General features: G+C 74.4%; 16 protein-coding genes and 1 pseudogene. 8 read left to right on the forward strand and 9 right to left on the reverse strand.

Going from position 1 to position 18679, the window contains the following annotated elements:
• Nucleotides 1-25: 25 nt before the first annotated feature.
• The 7 genes and pseudogenes from ACZ5OX_RS13125 to ACZ5OX_RS13155 all read right to left on the reverse strand — a co-directional run bounded on the left by ACZ5OX_RS13125 (nucleotide 26) and on the right by ACZ5OX_RS13155 (nucleotide 7954).
• A complete protein-coding gene (locus ACZ5OX_RS13125; protein ID WP_465629973.1) occupies nucleotides 26-946 on the reverse strand; it encodes a fumarylacetoacetate hydrolase family protein in 921 nt (306 codons plus the stop codon).
• Nucleotides 947-963: 17 nt separating this feature from the next.
• Nucleotides 964-2163: a cupin domain-containing protein gene (locus ACZ5OX_RS13130; protein ID WP_465629974.1), complete on the reverse strand. Its 1200-nt coding sequence runs from the start codon at nucleotides 2161-2163 to the stop codon at nucleotides 964-966.
• Nucleotides 2160-3131, reverse strand: a complete 972-nt coding sequence (locus tag ACZ5OX_RS13135) for a carbon-nitrogen hydrolase family protein (protein ID WP_465629975.1) — start codon at nucleotides 3129-3131, stop codon at nucleotides 2160-2162. The genes ACZ5OX_RS13130 and ACZ5OX_RS13135 overlap by 4 nt, the downstream gene beginning before the upstream one ends.
• Before the next feature lie 9 nt (nucleotides 3132-3140).
• The gene (locus ACZ5OX_RS13140) at nucleotides 3141-5516 is read right to left on the reverse strand and encodes an oxidoreductase (protein WP_465629976.1); all 2376 of its coding nucleotides are present in this window, start codon (nucleotides 5514-5516) and stop codon (nucleotides 3141-3143) included.
• Nucleotides 5517-5586: 70 nt separating this feature from the next.
• A complete protein-coding gene (locus ACZ5OX_RS13145) occupies nucleotides 5587-5970 on the reverse strand; it encodes an acyl-CoA thioesterase (RefSeq protein ID WP_392915487.1) in 384 nt (127 codons plus the stop codon).
• 18 nt (nucleotides 5971-5988) lie between these two features.
• Nucleotides 5989-7614, reverse strand: a pseudogene (locus tag ACZ5OX_RS13150) (AMP-binding protein); the annotation flags it as partial.
• 160 nt (nucleotides 7615-7774) lie between these two features.
• Nucleotides 7775-7954, reverse strand: a complete 180-nt coding sequence (locus ACZ5OX_RS13155) for a hypothetical protein (protein WP_465629977.1) — start codon at nucleotides 7952-7954, stop codon at nucleotides 7775-7777.
• 145 nt (nucleotides 7955-8099) lie between these two features.
• Between ACZ5OX_RS13155 and ACZ5OX_RS13160 the strand changes: the two genes are divergently transcribed.
• The 3 genes from ACZ5OX_RS13160 to ACZ5OX_RS13170 all read left to right on the forward strand — a co-directional run bounded on the left by ACZ5OX_RS13160 (nucleotide 8100) and on the right by ACZ5OX_RS13170 (nucleotide 11229).
• A complete protein-coding gene (locus ACZ5OX_RS13160) occupies nucleotides 8100-9293 on the forward strand; it encodes a peptidoglycan-binding protein (RefSeq protein WP_465629978.1) in 1194 nt (397 codons plus the stop codon).
• A 306-nt stretch (nucleotides 9294-9599) separates the two neighbouring features.
• Entirely contained in the window at nucleotides 9600-10103 is a 504-nt protein-coding gene (locus tag ACZ5OX_RS13165) for a DUF2269 domain-containing protein (protein ID WP_465629979.1), read from the forward strand.
• A 118-nt stretch (nucleotides 10104-10221) separates the two neighbouring features.
• Nucleotides 10222-11229, forward strand: a complete 1008-nt coding sequence (locus ACZ5OX_RS13170; RefSeq protein ID WP_465629980.1) for an LLM class flavin-dependent oxidoreductase — start codon at nucleotides 10222-10224, stop codon at nucleotides 11227-11229.
• A 103-nt stretch (nucleotides 11230-11332) separates the two neighbouring features.
• Here the strand turns inward: ACZ5OX_RS13170 and ACZ5OX_RS13175 are convergent, their stop codons facing one another.
• Together ACZ5OX_RS13175 and ACZ5OX_RS13180 are read right to left on the reverse strand one after the other, a co-directional pair.
• The gene (locus ACZ5OX_RS13175) at nucleotides 11333-12871 is read right to left on the reverse strand and encodes an APC family permease (protein ID WP_465629981.1); all 1539 of its coding nucleotides are present in this window, start codon (nucleotides 12869-12871) and stop codon (nucleotides 11333-11335) included.
• Between the two features lie 200 nt (nucleotides 12872-13071).
• Nucleotides 13072-14772: an amidohydrolase gene (locus tag ACZ5OX_RS13180; RefSeq protein WP_465629982.1), complete on the reverse strand. Its 1701-nt coding sequence runs from the start codon at nucleotides 14770-14772 to the stop codon at nucleotides 13072-13074.
• Nucleotides 14773-14977: 205 nt separating this feature from the next.
• Between ACZ5OX_RS13180 and ACZ5OX_RS13185 the strand changes: the two genes are divergently transcribed.
• The 5 genes from ACZ5OX_RS13185 to ACZ5OX_RS13205 all read left to right on the forward strand — a co-directional run bounded on the left by ACZ5OX_RS13185 (nucleotide 14978) and on the right by ACZ5OX_RS13205 (nucleotide 18607).
• On the forward strand, nucleotides 14978-15637 hold the full coding sequence (locus ACZ5OX_RS13185; protein ID WP_465629983.1) for a TetR/AcrR family transcriptional regulator C-terminal domain-containing protein: 660 nt from the start codon (nucleotides 14978-14980) through the stop codon (nucleotides 15635-15637).
• A gap of 501 nt (nucleotides 15638-16138) precedes the next feature.
• A complete protein-coding gene (locus tag ACZ5OX_RS13190; RefSeq protein ID WP_465629984.1) occupies nucleotides 16139-16522 on the forward strand; it encodes a hypothetical protein in 384 nt (127 codons plus the stop codon).
• A 4-nt stretch (nucleotides 16523-16526) separates the two neighbouring features.
• Nucleotides 16527-17690, forward strand: a complete 1164-nt coding sequence (locus tag ACZ5OX_RS13195) for a hypothetical protein (RefSeq protein WP_465629985.1) — start codon at nucleotides 16527-16529, stop codon at nucleotides 17688-17690.
• Nucleotides 17691-17772: 82 nt separating this feature from the next.
• Nucleotides 17773-18168 (forward strand): roadblock/LC7 domain-containing protein, encoded by a 396-nt coding sequence (locus ACZ5OX_RS13200; RefSeq protein WP_360356458.1) that lies wholly within the window; start codon nucleotides 17773-17775, stop codon nucleotides 18166-18168.
• A gap of 64 nt (nucleotides 18169-18232) precedes the next feature.
• On the forward strand, nucleotides 18233-18607 hold the full coding sequence (locus tag ACZ5OX_RS13205) for a hypothetical protein (protein ID WP_449787533.1): 375 nt from the start codon (nucleotides 18233-18235) through the stop codon (nucleotides 18605-18607).
• Nucleotides 18608-18679 lie beyond the last annotated feature (72 nt).

Consider the following 18679-nt stretch of genomic DNA (forward strand, 5'->3'; position numbering starts at 1 on the left):
GGTGCTCCTTCCGGTCCGGGGCGGGTCAGCGGGCGTCGATCACTGGGTTGGCGAGCGTGCCGATCCGCTCGATGGTGGCCTCGACCAGGTCTCCGGGCTGGAGGAACTGCGGGGGCACCATCCCGGCGCCGACGCCCGAGGGGGAGCCGGTGGCGATCACGTCGCCCGGTTCCAGGGTGACGCCGGAGGAGATGTCGGCGATCAGCCGGGCGACGCCGAACAGCATGTGGCGGGTGTTGGAGTCCTGCCGCAGCTCGCCGTTGACCTTCAGCGAGAGGTCGAGCCGCTGCGGGTCGGGGATCTCGTCGGCGGTCACCACGACCGGGCCGAAGGGGGCGTAGCCGTCCTGGCCCTTGGAGAAGAACCACTGGCCGGAGCGGCGCTGGTCGCGGGCGCTGATGTCGTTGACGATGCTGTAGCCGAAGACGTGCCGCAGCGCGTCCTCCTCGGCGACCCGGAAGGCCGGTGCGCCGATCACCACGGCGAGTTCGCACTCCCAGTCGAGCTGCTTGGTGAGGGCGGCGTTGTGCGGGATGGGCCCGCCCGGGCCGGTGACGGCGGTCGAGGGCTTGCCGAACAGCACCGGGCGGTCGGGCAGTTCGCGGTCGGTGTCCAGGGTGCGGTGCGACTCCGCCACGTGCTCCACGTAGTTGAGGCCGACGCCGACGATCTTGCCGGGGCGCAGCGGCGCGCACAGCGAGACCTCGGCGAGCGGCCTGGTGGCGGGGGCCCCGGCGAGCAGCCGGCGGGCGGTGGCCAGGGCCGGCTCCCCGGCGCGGATCAACCCGAGGAGGTCGGGGGGCAGTTGGGCCCCGGCGGCGGTGGCGAGGGCGGTCAGGTCGGCGACCCGGTCGCCGTCGATCCGGGCGCCGAGACGGGGAGTGTCGTGGCCGCCGGTGCCGTCGGTGCCGTCGGCGTCGTCGGTGCGGAAGGTGAGCAGGTGCATGGTGGCGGGGCTCCTGGTCAGGCGGTGGTGGTGGGCTGCTGCCCGTCCGGGTGGGCCTCCTCGCGGTGCAGGCCGAGCGAGTGCATCACCGGGAAGTCGTTGAAGGAGAACAGGCAGGCGTCCTCGCCCTGGTCGAGGTTCGCGTGTTCGTGCCAGGCCCAGGACGGGACGACGAAGACGTCCCCCTGCCGCCACTCGAAGCGCCGTCCGGTGATCACCGAGACGCCGCGCCCCTTGGCCGCGGTGTACACCACCGAGCCGGTGTGCCGGTGGGCGCGGGTGGCCTGGCCCGGGCGCAGCAGCTGCAGGTGGGCGGACATGGTCGGCATCACCGGCCCGCCGGTGACGGGGTTGGTGTACTCCATGATCACGCCGTCGTAGGGCGATCCCTCCGTGGCGCGGGCGAGCCGGCACAGCGCCTCGTAGCTGGGCTCCCAGGGCCAGCCGAGCAGCGGCGAGTAGGGCCGGGTCCACTTCTCGACGCCGTACGGCAGCAGGTTGCCGCCGTGGCTGAGCAGCGAGGAGTTGACGACCGGTCCGGGCCGCTGGTACAGCTCCGGGTGGACCTCGTAGAAGTTGGCGTCGAGGGTGTTGACCAGCGGGATGTCCAGGCCGTCCTGCCAGATCACCGGGGCGTCGTCGGACTCGTTGCCGTGCTCGTGCCAGGTGTTGTTCGGGGTGATCGCGAAGTCGCGCGGGCCGACCTTGAGCTTCTGCCCGTCCACGACGGTCCAGGCGCCGGTGCCCTCGTGGACGAAGCGCAGGGCGGAGGCCTGGTGGCGGTGCGCGGTCATCGCCTCGCCGGGGCCCATGATCTGCAGTCCGGTGTACAACAGGCCGACGGCGGCGCTCAGTTCGCGGCGGCCGGGGTTGACCAGCATCACCACCCGGCGCCCGGCGTCGTCGGCCTTCACCAGCGGCAGCGCCTTGCGCACCAGCGGGCGGAGGTCGGAGTAGCGCCAGAGCACCGGGACGGAACGCGGCCGGGGGTACCAGGGCTCGATCTCGTTGGCGACCGTCCACAGGGCGCCGGCCTGGTGCTCGGCCAACTCCTCGTAGTAGGCGAGCAGTTCGGGACTGTCGGTGACCCTGGCCCGGCCGATCCGGTCGTCGTCGTGGATGCCGTCACGGTCGTCGTCACGGGCGGGGGCGCGCTCGACGAGGGGTTCGGGGGCGCTCGCGGTGACGGGCCCGGGGGCGCGCTCGGTGCTGGTCATGCCTCCTCCTCGGGGAGCACCAGCGGCCGCAGCGGACGGTTGTCCACGTGCAGCCGGAAGACGTCGAAGCGGTTGTAGTGGCCGACGATGTCGTGCATCTGCTTGGGCTGGACGCAGCGGCCGAGGTCGATCTCGGCGTAGACGACGCCCTCCTCGTCCACCAGCGGCTCGGTGACCGGGCGGCCGTCCGGGCCGAAGATCCCGGACAGGGCGCTGTGCGGCCGGGCGAGCTGCTTGCGGACCTGCGGGTCGTCACCGGCGATCAGGTCCACGATCTCGGGCGAGACGGTGGAGCAGGAGACCACGGAGAACACCTTGCCCTCGAAGCAGTGCGCGGCGGTGCGCAGCGCGATCGAGTCCGCCATGTCGTAGTCCTCGGGGCCCACCGGCAGCGCGATGTAGCAGGCGACGTGGACCAGTTCGCCCTGCGCCAGCAGGGCGAAGCGGGCCAGCGGGTTGGTGTTCTCGCCGCAGGCCAGCGCGCCGAGCGGGCCGACGGCGGTGGGGTGCACCGTGAGCGTGCTGCCGTCGCCCTGCCCCCAGGTCAGCTTCTCGGCCCAGGTCGGCACCAGTTTGCGGTGCACACCGAGCAGTTCGCCGTCCGCGTCGATGGTCAGCAGGGTGTTGTACAGCAGTCCGAGGCCGGGTCCGCCGCGCTCGTTGACCCCGATCACCAGCACCACGCCGGCCTGCCGGGCGGCGGCCCGCAGGGTGTCGACGTACGGGCCGGGAACGTCCACGGCGGCCCGGTACAGGCGCTCGAACCAGGGCGAGCCCTGCACCGGGTTCATCGTCCAGTTCCAGTACGGGTAGCCGGGCACGAAGACCTCGGGGAAGACCACCAGTTCGGCGCCGTGCCCGGCCGCCTCGTGGATCAGCGCGACGGCCTTGTCGACGGTGGCGGCCGGGTCCAGGTAGACCGGGGCGGCCTGGACGGCGGCGGCGGTGAAGCGGGGCAGCTGCGGCATGGTTCCTCGTCACTCCTCGGGGGCGTCGTCGGGACGGGGCGGTGACCAGCGGCGGTGGACGGGCGTGGACGGCTCGCGCAGCAGCCGCAGGTGCGGGGCGACCCGGTCGTCGTTCGGGCCCGGCGGCTTGCGGCTGCCCGCCCGCCAGGGCTCCGGCCAGCGGGCGCCCGGCCCGGTGTAGCCCTGCTCGGCGGCGGCGTGCAGCGTCCAGAGCGGGTCGTACAGCTGGGCGCGGCCGACCGCGACCAGGTCGGTCCGTCCGGCCAGCAGCACGGAATCGGCGTCGTCGAAGCCGGAGATCGCGCCGACCGCGATGGTCGGCACTCCGGTGGCGGCGCGGATCAGCTCGGCGAAGGGCGTCTGGTAGCCGCGCCCGTACGGCGGCCGCTGGTGCGACACCACCTCGCCGGTGGAGACGTCCAGCGCGTCGGCCCCGGCCCCGGCGAGCGCGCGGCAGATCGCCACGGCCTCCTCCTCGGTGGTGCCGCCGGGCGCCCAGTCGCTCGCCGAGATCCGCACCAGCAGCGGCCGGCCGGCGGGCCAGACGGCGCGCACCGCCGTCAGCACCTCCAGCGGCAGCCGCAGCCGGTGGGAGAGCGGGCCGCCGTAGCGGTCGGTGCGGTGGTTGGTGAGCGGGGAGAGGAAGGAGGAGAGCAGGTGGCCGTGGCCGAACTGGAGCTCCAGCACGTCGAAGCCGGCCCGCGCGGCCCGCTCGGCGGCGGCCGCGAAGTCCGCGGTGACGGCGGCCAGTTGGATGTCGTTGGCCTCGTGCGGCACCGGGCTGTCCGGGTCCCAGGGGAGGGCCGAGGGGGCGATCAGCGGCCAGCCGTCGGCGAGCGGGCGCCCGACGCCGTCCGGCCCGGGGGTGTCGGTCGCGCCCCGGCGTCCGGCGTGGGTCAGCTGGATGCCGAGCGGAGTGTCGCTCACCGCCCGTACCGCGTCCACGAGTTGACGCCAGGCGCCCTCCTGGCGGTCGGTCCACAGGCCCGGACTGCGGTCGGTGGCCCGGCCCTCGGGGCCGACCGCCGTCATTCCGGCGAGCACCAGCCCCGCGCCGCCGAGCGCGTGGCCGGTCAGCTGGGCGCGGTCGAAGTCGCTGGGCAGCGCGTCGGGGGAGGTGTAGGTGGCGAGCGGGGGCACCACGACGCGGTTGCGCAGCTCCAACGCGCCCAGTTGCAGCGGCCGGAACATCGGCGGCACCCCGGGCGAGCCGCCGAGGGCGGTGTCCACGGCGTCCACGAAGGCGGGGTCGCGGGCCCGCAGGTTGCCGTAGGTGACCCGCCGGCTGCGGGTGAGCAGGTTGAAGGCGAACTGGTCGGGGCCCTGGCCGACACGCCGCCCGATGGTCTCGAACCACTCCAGACTGGCCTGCGCGGCACGCTGGGTGGACTCCACCACCGGGCGCCGCTCGGCCTCGTAGGCGGCCAGGGCCTCGTCCAGGGCGGGCTGTTCACCCAGCGCGGCGGCCAGGGCGAGGGCGTCCTCCAGGGCGAGTTTGGTGCCCGAGCCGATCGAGAAGTGCGCGGAGTGCGCGGCGTCGCCGAGCAGGACCACGTTGCGGTGGCGCCAACTCGCGTTCCGCACCGTGGTGAAGCGGATCCAGCGGGAGGCGTTGGGGATCAGCCGGTGGCCGTCCAGGTGCCCGGCGAACAGCTCCGCGCAGCGCCGCACGCTCGCCAGGTCGCTCTCGCCGCGCGCCGGTTCCCGCGCGGCGAGCGCCTCGAAGCCCGCACGGCGCCAGGAGTCCGCGGCCGCCTCGACGATGAAGGTCGAGCGGGTGGCGCTGTACGGGTAGGCGTGCACCTGGAGGACACCGAAGTCGAACCGCTCGACGATGAAGGTGAAGGCCTCGAAGACCTTGTCGGTGGCGAGCCACATGTAGCGGCAGTGGCGCTCGTCCAGGTCGGGGCGGAAGCTCTGCGGATACGCGGCCCTGGTGCCGGAGCGGATGCCGTCGGCGGCCACCACCAGGTCGTACTCGGCGCAGAGCCGGTCCACCGGCGGGGCGGGGGTGCGGTAGCGCACGTCCACCGCCAGCTCGGCGCAGCGCTGTTGCAGGATGGCGCGCAGCCGGTTGCGGTCCAGGGCGGCGAAGCCGTGGCCGCCGCTGGTGCGGACCTCGCCCGCGTAGCGGATGTCGATGTCGCTCCAGCGGGCGAACTCGGCGCTGATCGCGGCGAAGACGCGCGGGTCGGCCCGGGCGATGCCGTCCAGGGTCTCGTCGGAGAAGACCACGCCGAAGCCGGACTCGTCGTCCCGGGCGTCCCGTTCGAAGACGGTGATCTCCCGGTCGGGCGCCGACTGCTTGGCCAGGGCGGCGAAGTAGAGCCCGCCGGGGCCGGCGCCGACCACCGCGATCCGGGCGCGGTCGCGTGCCGCGGTCATGTCTCCGCCTCGGGGCTGGCGGTCGCGTCGGGGCTGGTGGCCGGTTCCTGGCTCGTGGCTGCTCGGGGGCTCATGCGACCACCTCCGGCCGCTGCGGCCCGGCCTCCGCCAGCGTCCGGCGGACCTGCGCGGGCCACGGCTGGGCGCCCCCGTCGTGCGGTGCCGAGTGCACCACCGACATCCGCCCGCTCGCGGCCAGCCCGTGCGGACCGTGCACCTCGAAGGCGTAGTGCAGCGAGGATCCGCCGACCCGGTCCACCCGCAGCTCGGTGCGGACGAGGTCGCCGAACCAGAGCCGTTCGCGGTAGTCGGCCTCGAAGTGCACCCGGGGGATCCGCCCGAACAGGTCGGCCAGCCCCAGCCGGCGCAGCAGGGCCGCCTCCGCCGCCTCGGCCCAGCGCTGCACGGCGGAGAAGTGGTAGTGCCCGGCGGCGTCGGTGTCGAACCACTCCACCCGGCGCTCGATGCTGACACTGGCGGGAGTCCGCGCGGCCCGTCGGCGCAGCTCGGCGCGGTGCAGCTTGCCGGTCGCGGTGCGCGGCAGCTCGGGCACGAACTCGACCGCCCGCGGGTACTTGTACGGTGCGATGGTGCGTTTGACGTGCTCCTGGAGCCCGCGCGCCGTCTCGGGCCCGGCCGGCACGCCCGCACGCAGCACCACGTACGCCTTGACCACCGTGCCGCGCCGCTCGTCCGGCGCGCCGACCACCGCGCAGTCGGCCACGTCGGGGTGGGCGGCCAGCGCGTGCTCCACCTCGGGCCCGGCGATGTTGTATCCGGCCGAGACGATCATGTCGTCGTCGCGCGCCCGGAACCAGAAGTAGCCGTCGTGGTCCCGGACGTAGGTGTCGCCGGTGAGGTTCCAGCCGCCGCGGACGTAGTCCAGCTGGCGCTCGTCGTCCAGGTAGCGGCAGCCGGTCGGGCCCTTGACGGCGAGCAGCCCGGGCTCGCCGTCCGGCACCGGGCGGCCCTGCCCGTCCAGCACCGCGGCCCGGAACCCGGGGACGGGCCGGCCGGTGGAGCCGGGGCGGATGTCCTGGCCGGCGGCCGAGACGAACACGTGCAGCAGCTCGGTGGCACCGATGCCGTCGATCAGCCGCTGCCCGGTGGCCGCGTGGAAGGCCTGCCAGAGGGCGGCGGACAGCGGCTCGCCCGCCGAGACGCAGTGCCGCACCCCGGCCAGCCGGTCGGCCAGCCCGGCGGCGAGGATCGCCCGGTAGGCGGTCGGCGCGGTGAACAGCACGCTCACGCCGTGGCGCCGGACCTGCTCGGCGAGCTGCTCGGGGGTGGCCTGCTCCAGCAGCAGACTGGCGGCCCCGGCCCGCAGCGGGAACACCAGCAGGCCGCCCAGGCCGAAGGTGAAGCCGAGCGGCGGGGTGCCGGTGAAGAGGTCCTCGGGGGTGGGGCGGAGCAGGTGGCGGGAGAAGGTGTCGGCGATGGCGAGCACGTCGCGGTGGAAGTGCAGGGTGGCCTTGGGGCGGCCGGTGGTGCCGGAGGTGAAGGCGATCAGCGCGACGTCGTCGGCGGCGGTGGGGACGGCGGGGAATCCGGCGGGCTTGGCGGCGCAGCGGGCGGTGAGGTCCTCGGGGCCGGTGCCGCCGTAGCCGAGGACGTGCAGGCCGGGGGTCCGCGCCCGGTGCAGCTCGTCCAGGAAGCGGTGGTCGCACAGGGCGAGGACGGGCCCGGCGATGTCGTGCAGCTCGGTCAGCTCGGCGGCGCGCAGCAGCGGCACGGTGGTGACGGCCACTGCGCCGGCCTTCAGTACGCCGAGCCAACAGGCCGCCAGCCAGGGGGTGTTGGGGCCGCGCAGCAGAACGCGGTTGCCGGGGACGAGGCCGAGGTCCTCGGTCAGCAGGCGGGCGATCCGGTCGGCGTGGTCGCGCAGTTCGCCGTAGGTCCACCGCTCGGTGGCGGTGAGCAGGCAGGGGCGGTCGGGTCCGAGGCGTTCGATGGTGTCGTCGAGCAGGGCGGCGGCGCAGTTCAGACGGTCGGGATAGGCCAACTCGGGGAGTTCGAAGAGGAGTTCGGGCCACTGCTCGAAGGGCGGGAGGTGGTCTCGACAGAACGTGTCCACGTGCGCCGAGGGTGAGAGCTCCATGGGCGGCACCTCGTTGTGCGAGCTGGGAGTGAGCCCAGTATCGCGCGTCGGTGACGCCAGTCAAGAGACCGATACATGCATTCGGGCGACGGCCCGCCGCCCCGGCGGGTCGGCAGTCGGCAGTCGGCGGTTGGCGGGCCCGGGCCGGCCGCGGCTACGGTCAGTCCCGTCGGGTCGCCGTCGGCCGGGAGGAATCGGGCAGCTGTCCCTCCTGTACCTGCCGGGCGCGCTCGGCGACCAACCGGGCGAGTCCGAGGAACCCGGACGTGTCGAGGACGTGGAGGTGCACCTCGACCCCGAAGGTCGCGACGGCGTAGGCCGCCTCCTCCTCGAATCGCACGCGGGGGCGAATGCCCCCTGTCGAGTCGAACGACCGCACGGGCGCCGGGGGTTCACCGCCGGGCATCACGCCGTCGGGGTCAATCCGCGAGCCCCAGCTGCCGATACCCGAGGTGATGCCCTTACGCCGTTCGGAGGAGCCCGTCATGCCCGACCTGTGGCTGCCCGGAGCAGAGATCCACGACCTCGGCGACCACGCGCCGACCGATCAGCAGTACCCGCCGAAGGCCATCGCCCACATCACCTGGGACCGCAACGCGACCGCCGCGGCGCCGCAGGACTGGTGCCCCTACGAGGACCTGGTCGGCTACTTCACCGGCAGCGGCGCCGGTAACGCGCCGCACCTGGTCTGGGACCCGTTCAGCGGCCGCACGGCGCAGCTGTTCCCGGCCGACTCCCGCTCGAAGAGCCTGCTCAGCCCCGCCCAGAGCCCCACCCGCACCAACCGGGCCGGGCGGGTGGTGATCCAGATCGAGGCGGTGTTCTTCCCCTACTGCCGCTACCAGGGCCGCGTCTACCCGCGGCTGGTCGACACCCCCTGCGCGGGCTGGAACCGGATCCACGCCTGGATCTCCTCCTGGGGCGTGCCCGACATCTGGCCGATGGGCCGGCCGACCGACTTCTCCGGCCACCGTGACGAGCGGGCCTGGGAGGCCTTCGGCGGCTGGTACGCGCACGCCCACGTGCCCTACAACGACCACACCGACCCCGGCTCCTGGCCCGACTTCACCGCCGGGCCCGGCTTCCCGGACGACCCGCCCTCGCAGCAGCACCCGGTGCCCCCGGCCACGCCCGCCCGCTACCAGGTCAGCATCAACGGCCTGCCGTACGGCTACGGTGCCCGGGGCTACCAGGTGACGGTGGTCGGGCGGGCGCTGGTCTCGCACGGCTTCGGCGACCACTACCGCTCCGGCCCCGGCCCGGAATGGACGGACGCGGACACCGGCAACTACGCGGACTACCAAAGGAGTCTGGGCTACTCCGGGCAGGCGGCGGACGGCGTCCCGGGCGAGGGCTCGCTGCGCCGGCTGCTCGGCTACCTGCCCGGCCCGCGGACGGTCTCGGTGTCCCACGTGATCGCGGCCGCCCGCACCGACCCGGGAGCCGAGCAGGGGCACCTGACGTACGGGTCCGAGGCGGCGATCGTGGAGCAGGCGCTCGTCGACGAGGGGCTGCTCGACCAGCGGTGGGTGGACGGCTCGTTCGGCAGCCGGACGGTCTCCGCGTACGCGGCCTGGCAGCGGCGGTGCGGGTACGAGGCGGGCGCGGCGGACGGGATTCCCGGGCAGGCCTCGCTGAACCGGCTCGGCGCGGCACAGGGGTTCGCGGTGGTCGACTGAGAGCGGCGCTGCTCCCGGGGGAGGCGCGGCGCCGCTGTCGTCGGGGAGCGTACTCGCCCGGGAGTAGGCGAGGTTACTTCCACCGTCAGATGCCGGATGAGGCGCGGACGGGAGAGCCTGGGGCCGTCCTCGTGACCCCGACTCGAAGGAGGTACCCGTGCGCTCGCCCACCGGCGCCGTCCCGGCGTCCGAGCCGACGCCACAGGCCGGGGCGGCATCCGTGCCCGTGTCCGCGGGCCGCCGCCGGCGGCGCGCAAACCACTGGTCGTCCTGCACGTCGTCGCCTCGGTTAGCTGGCTGGCGCTGATGCTCTGCCTGCTCACCCTGGCGGTGACGGCGCTGACGGCCGGGGACGCCGAGCGGCTGCGCACCGCCTACCGGGCGATGGGCCTGCTCGGCGACGCGCTGATCCTGCCGCTGAACCTGCTCACCTTCCTGAGCGGGGTGGTGCTCGGGCTCGGCACGCCCTGGGGGCTGTTCCGGTACCACTGGGTGAGCGCCAAGTTCTGGTTGACGCTCGGGGCGATGACGGCCTCCGTCCTCGCCCTCCCCGACCGGCTGCACGACGCGGTGCGGGTGGCGGACGCGCATCCGACCGGCCCGATCACGGTGGTGGACCTCGGCTTCGTCCGCTACAACACGGTGATCGTTCCGGCGGTGGCGCTGACGCTCTACCTGGTCAACGTGGTCCTCTCGGTGTACAAGCCCTGGGGCCGCCGCAAGGTCACGGCCGGGGGCGGAGCCGGGGCCGGCACCGGGGCCGAGCCCGCGCATCCCCGCCCGGGCCGAATACCCGGGGCGGGCGCCTGACCGGCCGGCCTTCGGTCTCGGCCCCGGCTCCGGCCTTCGTCCCGGCTCCGGCCGTCGGTCTCGGCCCCGGCCCGACTGTTCGGGAATGCCCGTGCGGCGGGCGGGCGTTGTCCGTCGAGTGACCAGTGCCGTGCCCACGATCAGGCTCTCCGTGCTCGACCGCTCCCGGACCAGACAGGGCCAGGAGCCGGCCCAGGCACTGCGGGACACGGTGGCCTTCGCCCGGGAGGCGGAGCAGCTCGGTTACCACCGGTTCTGGGTCTCCGAGCACCACGGCGTGCCGGGGGCGGCCGGATCGGCGCCCACTGTGCTTGCCGCGGCGGTGGCCGCGGCCACCACACGGATCAGGGTCGGCACCGGCGGGGTGATGCTGCCCAACCATCAGCCGCTGGTGGTGGCCGAGCAGTTCGGGGTGCTGGCCGCCCTGTTCCCGGGGCGGATCGACATGGGGCTCGGGCGCTCGGTGGGCTTCACCGACGGTGTCCGGCGGGCGCTGGGGCGGGAGAAGGACGCCGCGGACGGCTTCGGTGCCCAGCTGGCCGAGCTGCTCGGCTACTTCGACGGCTCGCAGCAGGCGCACCGCGGAGTCCACGCCCGGCCCGCCGAGGGCCTGCACGTCCCGGCCTTCGTCCTGGCCACCGGCGAGGGCGCCGACCTGGCCGCCGAGGCCGGGCTGCCACTGGTGGTCGCCGCCCCGCGCGGGAAGGAGCGGATGCTCGCGGCGATCGACCGCTACCGCAGCCGGTTCCGCCCCTCCGCGCAGGCCGCCGAGCCGTACGTGGTGGTCTCGGGCACGGTGGCCGTCGCCGAGACGGCCGAGCGGGCGCGTGAGCTGCTCGTCCCGGAGGCCTGGTCGGGGGCGTACTCCCGCACCCACGGGGAGTTCCCCCCGCTGGCCCCCGCCGCCGAGATCCTGGCCCGGGAGATGACCGCCCGGGAGCGGGCCGCGTTCGAGCAGTCGTCCAAGGGCCACATCGCGGGCACCCCGGAGCAGGCCGCCGCCGAGCTGGCGGCGCTGGTCGAGCGCAGCGGGGCGGACGAGTTCCTGGTCACCACCAGCACCTACGACCGCACCGCGCTGCTCGACTCGTACCGGCTCCTCGCCGAAGCCGTCGGCCAGGCCTGAGCGGGGCCCGGGGCGAACCGGGGCCTCGCCAGGCCCCAGGCCCCAGGCCCCGGACCCCGGACCCCGGACCCCGCTCACCCGCTACCCGACAGCCGCCCGCCGCTCAGCCCGCGTCGACCTCGCTCGTGCCGAGCCGCGCGTACACCTCGGGCCGACGGGCCCGCAGCCGCAATGCGATCCCGACGCCGGTCAGGAACACCACCGGCACGATCGCGACCAGCGGCCAGTTGACCTCCGGTCCGGCACCGGTGAACAGGTCGAGCCGCCACACCACCAGCCCCGTGGCCCCGCACAGCAGCACCGTGGCGGCCAGCGGCGCCACGACGGTACGGAACGCCCCGGTGCTCGCGGCGGCCGCCCGCTCGCGGCGGAAGAAGGCGAACACCGCGAGGCCGGCCAGCGCCTGGAGCACCAGGATGCCGACCACCCCGGGGGAGTTCACCCAGAGGAAGAACTGGTTGTACGGGTCCGCGCCGACCAGCGCCGCCACCCCGACGGCCACCGCCGCCAGCACCGACTGCGCGATGCCGCCGATCCACGGCGAGCCGTGGCGCGGGTGGATCCGGCCGAGCGCGGCCGGGGCGGCCCCCTCGGCGGCCAGCGCGTAGCCGTACCGGGTGATGGTGTTGTGGAAGGCGAGCAGCGCCGCGAGCAGGCTGGTGACGATCAGCACCCGCTGTACGTCCGTCGCCCAGCCGCCGACGTAGTCGGTCATCGCGGTGAAGAACATCCCGGCCGGGTCGGCGGTGGCAGTCGCGACGGCCTCGGCGTCGCCGAAGGCCTGCACGATCATCCAGGTGACGAAGGTGTAGAAGAGGCCGAGGAAGGCGATCGCGGTGTAGGTCGCGCGCGGCACGGTCCGGTGCGGCTGCCGGGCCTCCTCGCGGTAGATCGCGGTGGCCTCGAAGCCGATGAAGGCGGCGAAGGAGAGCCCGAGCACCCCGCCCATCCCGCCGGAGAACACGTGCTCCGGGGCGAACGAGGACAGGCTCAGCCCGTGCGCCCCGCCCTTGACCAGCACCGCCACCGCGAGCACCAGCAGGATGCCGGTCTCGGCGATCAGCAGCGCCCCGAGCACCTTGGCCCCGAGGTCTATCGATCGGAAGCCGAGGAACCAGACCACCGCGACCCCGAGCAGCGCCCAGACCGGCCAGGGCAGGTCCAGCCCGAGCAGGTCGGCGGCCGTGGTGTGGGCGAAGAACCCGAAGGCGCCGAACATGCCGATCTGGATCGCGTTGTACGAGAGCACCGCGAGCAGTGCCGCGCCCAGTCCGGCCGCCCGGCCGAGGCCGCGGGTGACGTAGGCGTAGAAGGCGCCCGCGTTGCGGATGTGCGCGGTCATGGCGGTGAACCCGACCGCGAAGAGCGCCAGCACCACCCCGGTGGCCAGGTAGGCGACCGGCGCGCCGATGCCGCCGAAGGAGATCGCGAACGGCGCCACGCCGGCCATCACGGTCAGCGGCGCGGCGGCGGCCACGACGAAGAAGACGATGTCGCCGGTGCCGAGCACCCCGCGCCCCAGCCCGCCGGGCGAGCCGGCCGAACCGGCCGGGTCCGGAGCGGCGGCGGATGAGGCGTTGGGAGCAGCGGAGCCGGGCGGACGGAGTGCGGAGGAGGAGGCCGCGTCGGAGGGCGGGGTCATGGGGGAGCTCTCCTTGGGTCGTACGAACGGGGGGTGGGGGGGGGGGGGGGGGGTTGGCGGCGGACGGGGCGTCGGCCGCCGACCGGGGAACGAGGCACGGCCACCGTGGGGGACGGCCGGGACCAGTCGGAACCAGCCGGAACCGGTCGCGAGCCCGTCGGAGCGGGCACGCGGCCGGACGGCCGGGCGAACGGGACGCCTCAGCGGCTCTCGCGCGTGGAGAGCGTGGAGCGCGCCGAGCCCGCCGAGCCCGCCGAGCGGCCCCGGCCGCGGTCGCCACCGGGCGGCCCACCGTGGGTGCGCCGCCCGCCGAGCCAGGTGCCGGCCACCTCGATCGAGGCCAGCTCGCCGGCCGGCACCGCGTAGGGGTCGGTGGCCAGGTGCACCAGGTCGGCCCGCATGCCCGGCCGCAGCACACCCCACTCGGTCTCCTCGAAGGCCTGGTGCGCCACGCCCGCCGAGTACGCCGCCAGCGCCTCGGGGAGCCCGATCCGCTCCTCGGGCAGCCAGCCGCCGTCGGGCAGGCCGTCCGGGGTCTGCCGGGTGACGGCGGTGGCCAGCCCGGCCAGTGGTTCGTAGCGGGTGACCGGCCAGTCGCTGCCGAAGGAGACCCGGGCGCCGTCGCGCAGCAGGGCGGCGATCCGGTACTGCCGGGAGCCGCGCTCCCGGCCGATCCGGGGCAGGGTCAGTTCGGTCATCAGCGGGTCGGTCTGTGCCCACAGCGGCTCGAAGTTGGCGATCACGCCGAGTTCGGCGAAGCGCGGCAGGTCGTCCGGGTGGACCAGCTGGACGTGGGCGATCACCGGCCGGCGGGCGCGCGTGCCGTTGCGGCGGACGGCGGCCTCGACGGCGTCCAGCGCGATCCGCACACCGCGGTCGCCGATCGCGTGGATGTGCGGCTGGAAGCCCAGCGCGTCCACGGCGGTGACGGCGTCCGCCAGCTCGGCGCCGGTCCAGTTGGCGACGCCGTGGGAGTGCGGGCAGTCGCTGTACGGCTCCAGCAGCGCGGCCGTCCCGGACTCGATGACGCCGTCAGCGAAGAACTTGACCGCCCGCGCCGTGAGTTGCCCGCGTCCGGCGGCCTCGACCCGGTCGCGGTCGGCGGCCAGGCGGGGGAGCCGCTCGCGCCAGCCGTCCGGTTCGAGCAGCAGGGCGAGCCCGGCCCGGACGGGCAGGCCCTCCCCGGCGACGGCCGCCAGCCAGGTGTCCACCTGCGCGGGCTCGACCCAGGCGTCCTGGAGCCAGGTGAGTCCGGCGGCGGCGAGCGCGGCGGTGGTCTCCCGCAGCGCGGTGACCTGTTCGGCCAACGGCAGTGGCGGGACGAGCGCGAGGACGGGGTTGAGTGCGCCGAATTCGCGCAGGGTGCCGAGCGGGCTGCCGTCCGGCCGGCGGACGATCTCGCCGCCCACCGGCTCGGGCGTGTCCGGCCCGTACCCGGCCCGGCGCAGCGCCTCGCTGTTGGCCCAGCCGGTGTGGTGGTCCATGGTGCGCAGCAGCACCGGCCGGTCCGGGACGGCGGCGTCGAGCAGCCGGGCGTCGAACAGTCCACCCTCGGCCAGCCACGGGTCCACGGCGTCGCCGGTGATCCACTCGGCCTCGGGGTGGCGCTGCGCCCAGTCGCGGACGGCCGCCACGACCTGCTCCAGGCTGGTGCAGTCGCGGACCGGCACGCCGCGCAGGCCGATGCCGCCGAGCAGCGGGTGGACGTGGCCGTCGCCGAAGGAGGGCAGCAGGGCGCCGCCCCCGAGGTCGACGGTCTCGGTGCCTTCGTCGCGCAGGGCGAGGGCGGCGTCGCCGAGGGCGGCGATCCGCCCCGCGCTGACGGCGAGGGCGTGGGTGCGGGGGAGGGCGGGGTCACCGGTGTGGATCCGGCCGCCGGTGAAGATCGTTTCGGCACGCATACGGGGGTGTGCGTCCTCTCCGGGGCAGGGCGGGCCGACGGGTGCGCGGCCTGCCTAACCGAATGGGGTTCGGTTACCGTAGGCGCGGCACCGGCGGGTGCGGAAGGGTTTTACTGAAAGCCGTTCAGTAACGCTTGGATAACGACGATCTTGGTCTGCCGGGGCCGACGGGCGGCTCGGCGGCCCCGAAGGTGAGGAACCGGGCATGCCCAGGCCGCGCACACCCCTGCTGGACCGGCAGCGCATCGTGGACACCGCGCTCCGGCTGGTCGACGAGGCGGGGGACCTCACCATCCCCGCGCTGGCCGGTGCGCTCAAGGTGAGCCCGTCCGCGCTCTACCACCACGTGGCCGGCCGGGCCGAGATCGTCGCCCTGATGCGCGCCGAGCTGGTGCGCACGATCGGCGAGCAGTCGGTGTGGGACCAGCCCTGGGACGCCGCGCTGCGCACCTGGGCGCACGCGTACCGGGACGCCTTCGCCGAACACCCCGGGATCGTCCGGCTGCTGGCCACCGCGCCGCTTGCCGAATCGTTCATGCACGAGCTGTACGAGCGGGCCGTCGCCACCCTGGAGGACGCGGGCTTCGCCGCCCAGGACGTGATGGGCCTGATCACCGCCCTGGAGAGCTTCATCCTGGGCTCGGCGCTGGACCTCGTCGCCCCGGACGTCATGGTCGACGCCGTCGACCGCGCCGCCGCCCCGCGACTGGCCGGGGCCCTGGACGCCGTCCCCGCCGGGCGCGAGCGCGCCGACCGGGCCTTCGGGCTCGGGCTCACCGCGCTGGTCGAGGGCTACCGGGCGCTGCTGGACCGACCGCTTCCGGCCGGTCCGGGCGCCCCGGCCGGGATTTCTGACCAGGCGTGATGACCTGCTAGTGTTCTTCCCGTCGAGAGGAAGTGGCCCTCCGGGAAACGGATCTCGAACAGGCGTCAGCGGTGCTACCAGAGCACGCCCTACTTTCAGTAGGGAGAGTCCGTGCGATCCGGGCCTGGCGCTCCCATCGAAGGGGCTCGTTCCGTCCAGCGGAACGGGCCCCTTCGTCGTGTTCGCACTCCAAGGCCATGTCCTCTTATCGCACTTTCAGGCTCGAAACCCTCTCTCGGGGCTCGATGTCGGCCAAGGTGCCGTGCCAGGTGGCCGATGAACAGTGCCCCAACGGTCCCGATCCACCAGTGGTGCGGCCATCCGGCCCGTTCTGATGCCACCTCAGTTCTTGGCCGGAACTGGTCTCTACTGATGTGAATATGCCATTGGAATGTTCGTCGCACGGAATCCGGCAGTAGCCTTCCGTGTCGAACTAGCCACTGCTGGTGGTGAATCGGTCGGCGCCGTGCCCGGCCGCCCAGACCCCGCGAAGGAGCCGGTGTGCCCGGTATCGACGAATGCCTCTCCGGAGCGATGGCGATCCCCGGGGCCCGCGCCGCGAGCCTGGTCGACTGGAGCAGCGGGCTCGCCCTCGGCAGCCTCGGCGACAGCCCGACCGGAGAGCACGAGACCTCAGCCGCCGAGGCAACCGACCTGGTACGGGCGGCCGTTGAGAGCCAGACCTTCACCGCGGCGGAGGACCGGCGGGCCCCGCTGGAGGACATCATCGTCACCGCCAGCAGCAGTTACCACCTGATCCGCTTCATCGACACCGTCTTCGACAGCAGGCTCGTCCTGCACCTCTGGCTGGACCGGGCGGAGGGCAACCTCGCCGCCGCCCGCTTCCGCCTCCAGGCGCTCACCGAGGAACTGGTGCTGGGGTGAGCGCGTGACCGCCGCAACCGGCACCGTGCCGCCGCCCCCGCTGGAAACCGCCACCCCGAGGACTCCGGGCGAGGCACTCACGCTGCTCGCCGACCGCCGCGCCACCGGTGTCCTCCACGGGCCGCTCGGCAGCCTCCACCTGGTCGACGGCCAGGTGACCGCCGCCGAATCCTCCCGGGCGCCCGGCCTGGCCGACCTGCTCACCGGCTGCGGCCGGATCACCCCCGAGGACTGGACGGAGCTGCTCCGGGTCCACGGCCCACGCGCCACGGTCGGCGACGCGCTCGTCGAGCGGCGGCTGCTCACCCGGGGAGAGCTCGAACTCGGCCACCTGGGAACGCTGTTCGACGCCGCCTTCTTCGTCCTCGCCGACCCGGGCGGCGGCGTCTGGCGGTTCGAGGCCGACGCCAGGCACTGGCTCGGACCGGTCGCCCAGGTCGCCGCGGCCCGGATCCGCCGTGAGGTCGAGCGCCGACGCCGACTCCTCGACGGGATCTGGCCCTGGGGGCAGCTCGACACCGCGCCCGTCCGACCGGCCGTGCACGGCCGCCGGCCGTCCCGTCGCCCCTCCGGCCGCCGACGCCGCGAGCTGCTGGACCACGCCGACGGCCGCAGGACCCCGGCGGACCTGGCCCGGCTGCTCGGCCGCTCCGGCTTCGGCGTGACGGCCGACGTCCGCCGACTGGCCGCCGCCGGACTGCTGGACGCGCCGCGGCCGTCCGAGGTCCAGCGTCCGCCGGACGCCTCGTGCCAAGCGGGCGCCGCGCACCCGGCCGTCGCGCACCCAGTCGATGCGCACCCGGCCGACGCACCGAAGGCGGCCCCGCTGCCCGACGAACCGTCAACAGCCGTATCCACGGCCAAGGTCGGCCCGCCGGTCGCGAGCAGAACGGCCGGAGGGCTGCACCGAAGGGTCCCCGGCGCCAGCCTGCGGGGTGCCGGACTCCCCGGCGCCCCGGTCACGGCCACACCCGTATTCGCGCCCGCACCCGCCGCACCCCGCACCGGGACCCACGCCGGGCCCGAAGCCGGGAGCCACGCCGCCCCCGACGCCCCCACACGCTCCGAACGCCCGCCCACCGCGGCAGCGGCCCACCCGCTGGCCGTCCCCGACCCGGACATCGCGCTGCTGACCCGGGTCCGAAACCTTCTGGAGGCCCGACTTTGACCCACTCCCCGCCCGCGACCCCGTCCTTCCGGCCATGAGGCGGGCGCTCAAACAGCGAGTCGGAAGGAGACAACTGATCGCCTTGGAGACCGAGTTGCTCGCCGAACTGCGCGCCGTCAAACACCGCGTCCCGCACCTCGCGGGTGGGCTGGTCGCCAGCGTGGACGGCCTGTTGATCGCGCACGACACCCACGGCACCGAACCCTCCGGACTGGCCGCGATGACGGCGGCCTCGCTCTCGCTGGCCCAGCGGCTCGCCGACACCACCGGCCAGGGCGAGTTCCGCGAGTCGCTGGTGCGCGGTGAGAACGGCTACGTCGCCACCTACGCGGCCGGCGGCAGCTGCGTGCTGACCCTGCTGGCGCACCCCGACGTCAACGTCGGCCGACTGCACCTCGAGGCCCGCCGCAGCGCGCAGCGCATCGCGGGGCTGCTCAACGACGCCCTCGTGCCCAAGGACCCGCGCGAAGCGGGCTGACCCGGGCCGACCACCGCCGCCATCACCCATCCGAACCACCCACCATCGAACGGGAGTTACCCAGATGACCGACGCAGCCGGCGCGCTCAAGCAGGCCATGACCAGCATCGAGGGCGCCATCGGCGCAGCCCTGGTGGACTACAACAGCGGCATGGCGCTGGCCACCCTCGACGGCCCCGGCGGCCTGGACCTCAACGTCGCCGCCGCCGGGAACACCGACGTGGTCCGCGCCAAGATGCGCACCATGGACATGCTCGGCCTCCAGGACGGGATCGAGGACATCCTGATCACCCTCACCAGCCAGTACCACCTGATCCGCCCGCTCACCGGCCGCACCGGCAAGGGCCTGTTCCTCTACCTCGCCCTGGACAAGTCGCGCGCCAACCTCGCGATGGCCCGCCACCAGCTGAGCCGGATCGAGGCCGACCTGGAGGTCTGACGCGCCGCTCCCGTCCCGGCGGGTCGGACCTCCGGACCGGACGACCCCGGCGGCGGCTCAGGCCCGCCGGGG

The organism is Kitasatospora sp. NPDC032121 (assembly GCF_055580145.1).

Coding starts and splice junctions, on each gene's coding strand:
- ACZ5OX_RS13135 (WP_465629975.1), bottom strand. CDS start 3,131: ATGCCGCAGCTGCCCCGCTTCACCGCCGCCGCCGTCCAGGCCGCCCCG.
- ACZ5OX_RS13205 (WP_449787533.1), top strand. CDS start 18,233: ATGACCGACGCAGCCGGCGCGCTCAAGCAGGCCATGACCAGCATCGAG.
- ACZ5OX_RS13125 (WP_465629973.1), bottom strand. CDS start 946: ATGCACCTGCTCACCTTCCGCACCGACGACGCCGACGGCACCGACGGC.
- ACZ5OX_RS13175 (WP_465629981.1), bottom strand. CDS start 12,871: ATGACCCCGCCCTCCGACGCGGCCTCCTCCTCCGCACTCCGTCCGCCC.
- ACZ5OX_RS13140 (WP_465629976.1), bottom strand. CDS start 5,516: ATGACCGCGGCACGCGACCGCGCCCGGATCGCGGTGGTCGGCGCCGGC.
- ACZ5OX_RS13160 (WP_465629978.1), top strand. CDS start 8,100: ATGCCCGACCTGTGGCTGCCCGGAGCAGAGATCCACGACCTCGGCGAC.
- ACZ5OX_RS13185 (WP_465629983.1), top strand. CDS start 14,978: ATGCCCAGGCCGCGCACACCCCTGCTGGACCGGCAGCGCATCGTGGAC.
- ACZ5OX_RS13165 (WP_465629979.1), top strand. CDS start 9,600: ATGCTCTGCCTGCTCACCCTGGCGGTGACGGCGCTGACGGCCGGGGAC.
- ACZ5OX_RS13180 (WP_465629982.1), bottom strand. CDS start 14,772: ATGCGTGCCGAAACGATCTTCACCGGCGGCCGGATCCACACCGGTGAC.
- ACZ5OX_RS13130 (WP_465629974.1), bottom strand. CDS start 2,163: ATGACCAGCACCGAGCGCGCCCCCGGGCCCGTCACCGCGAGCGCCCCC.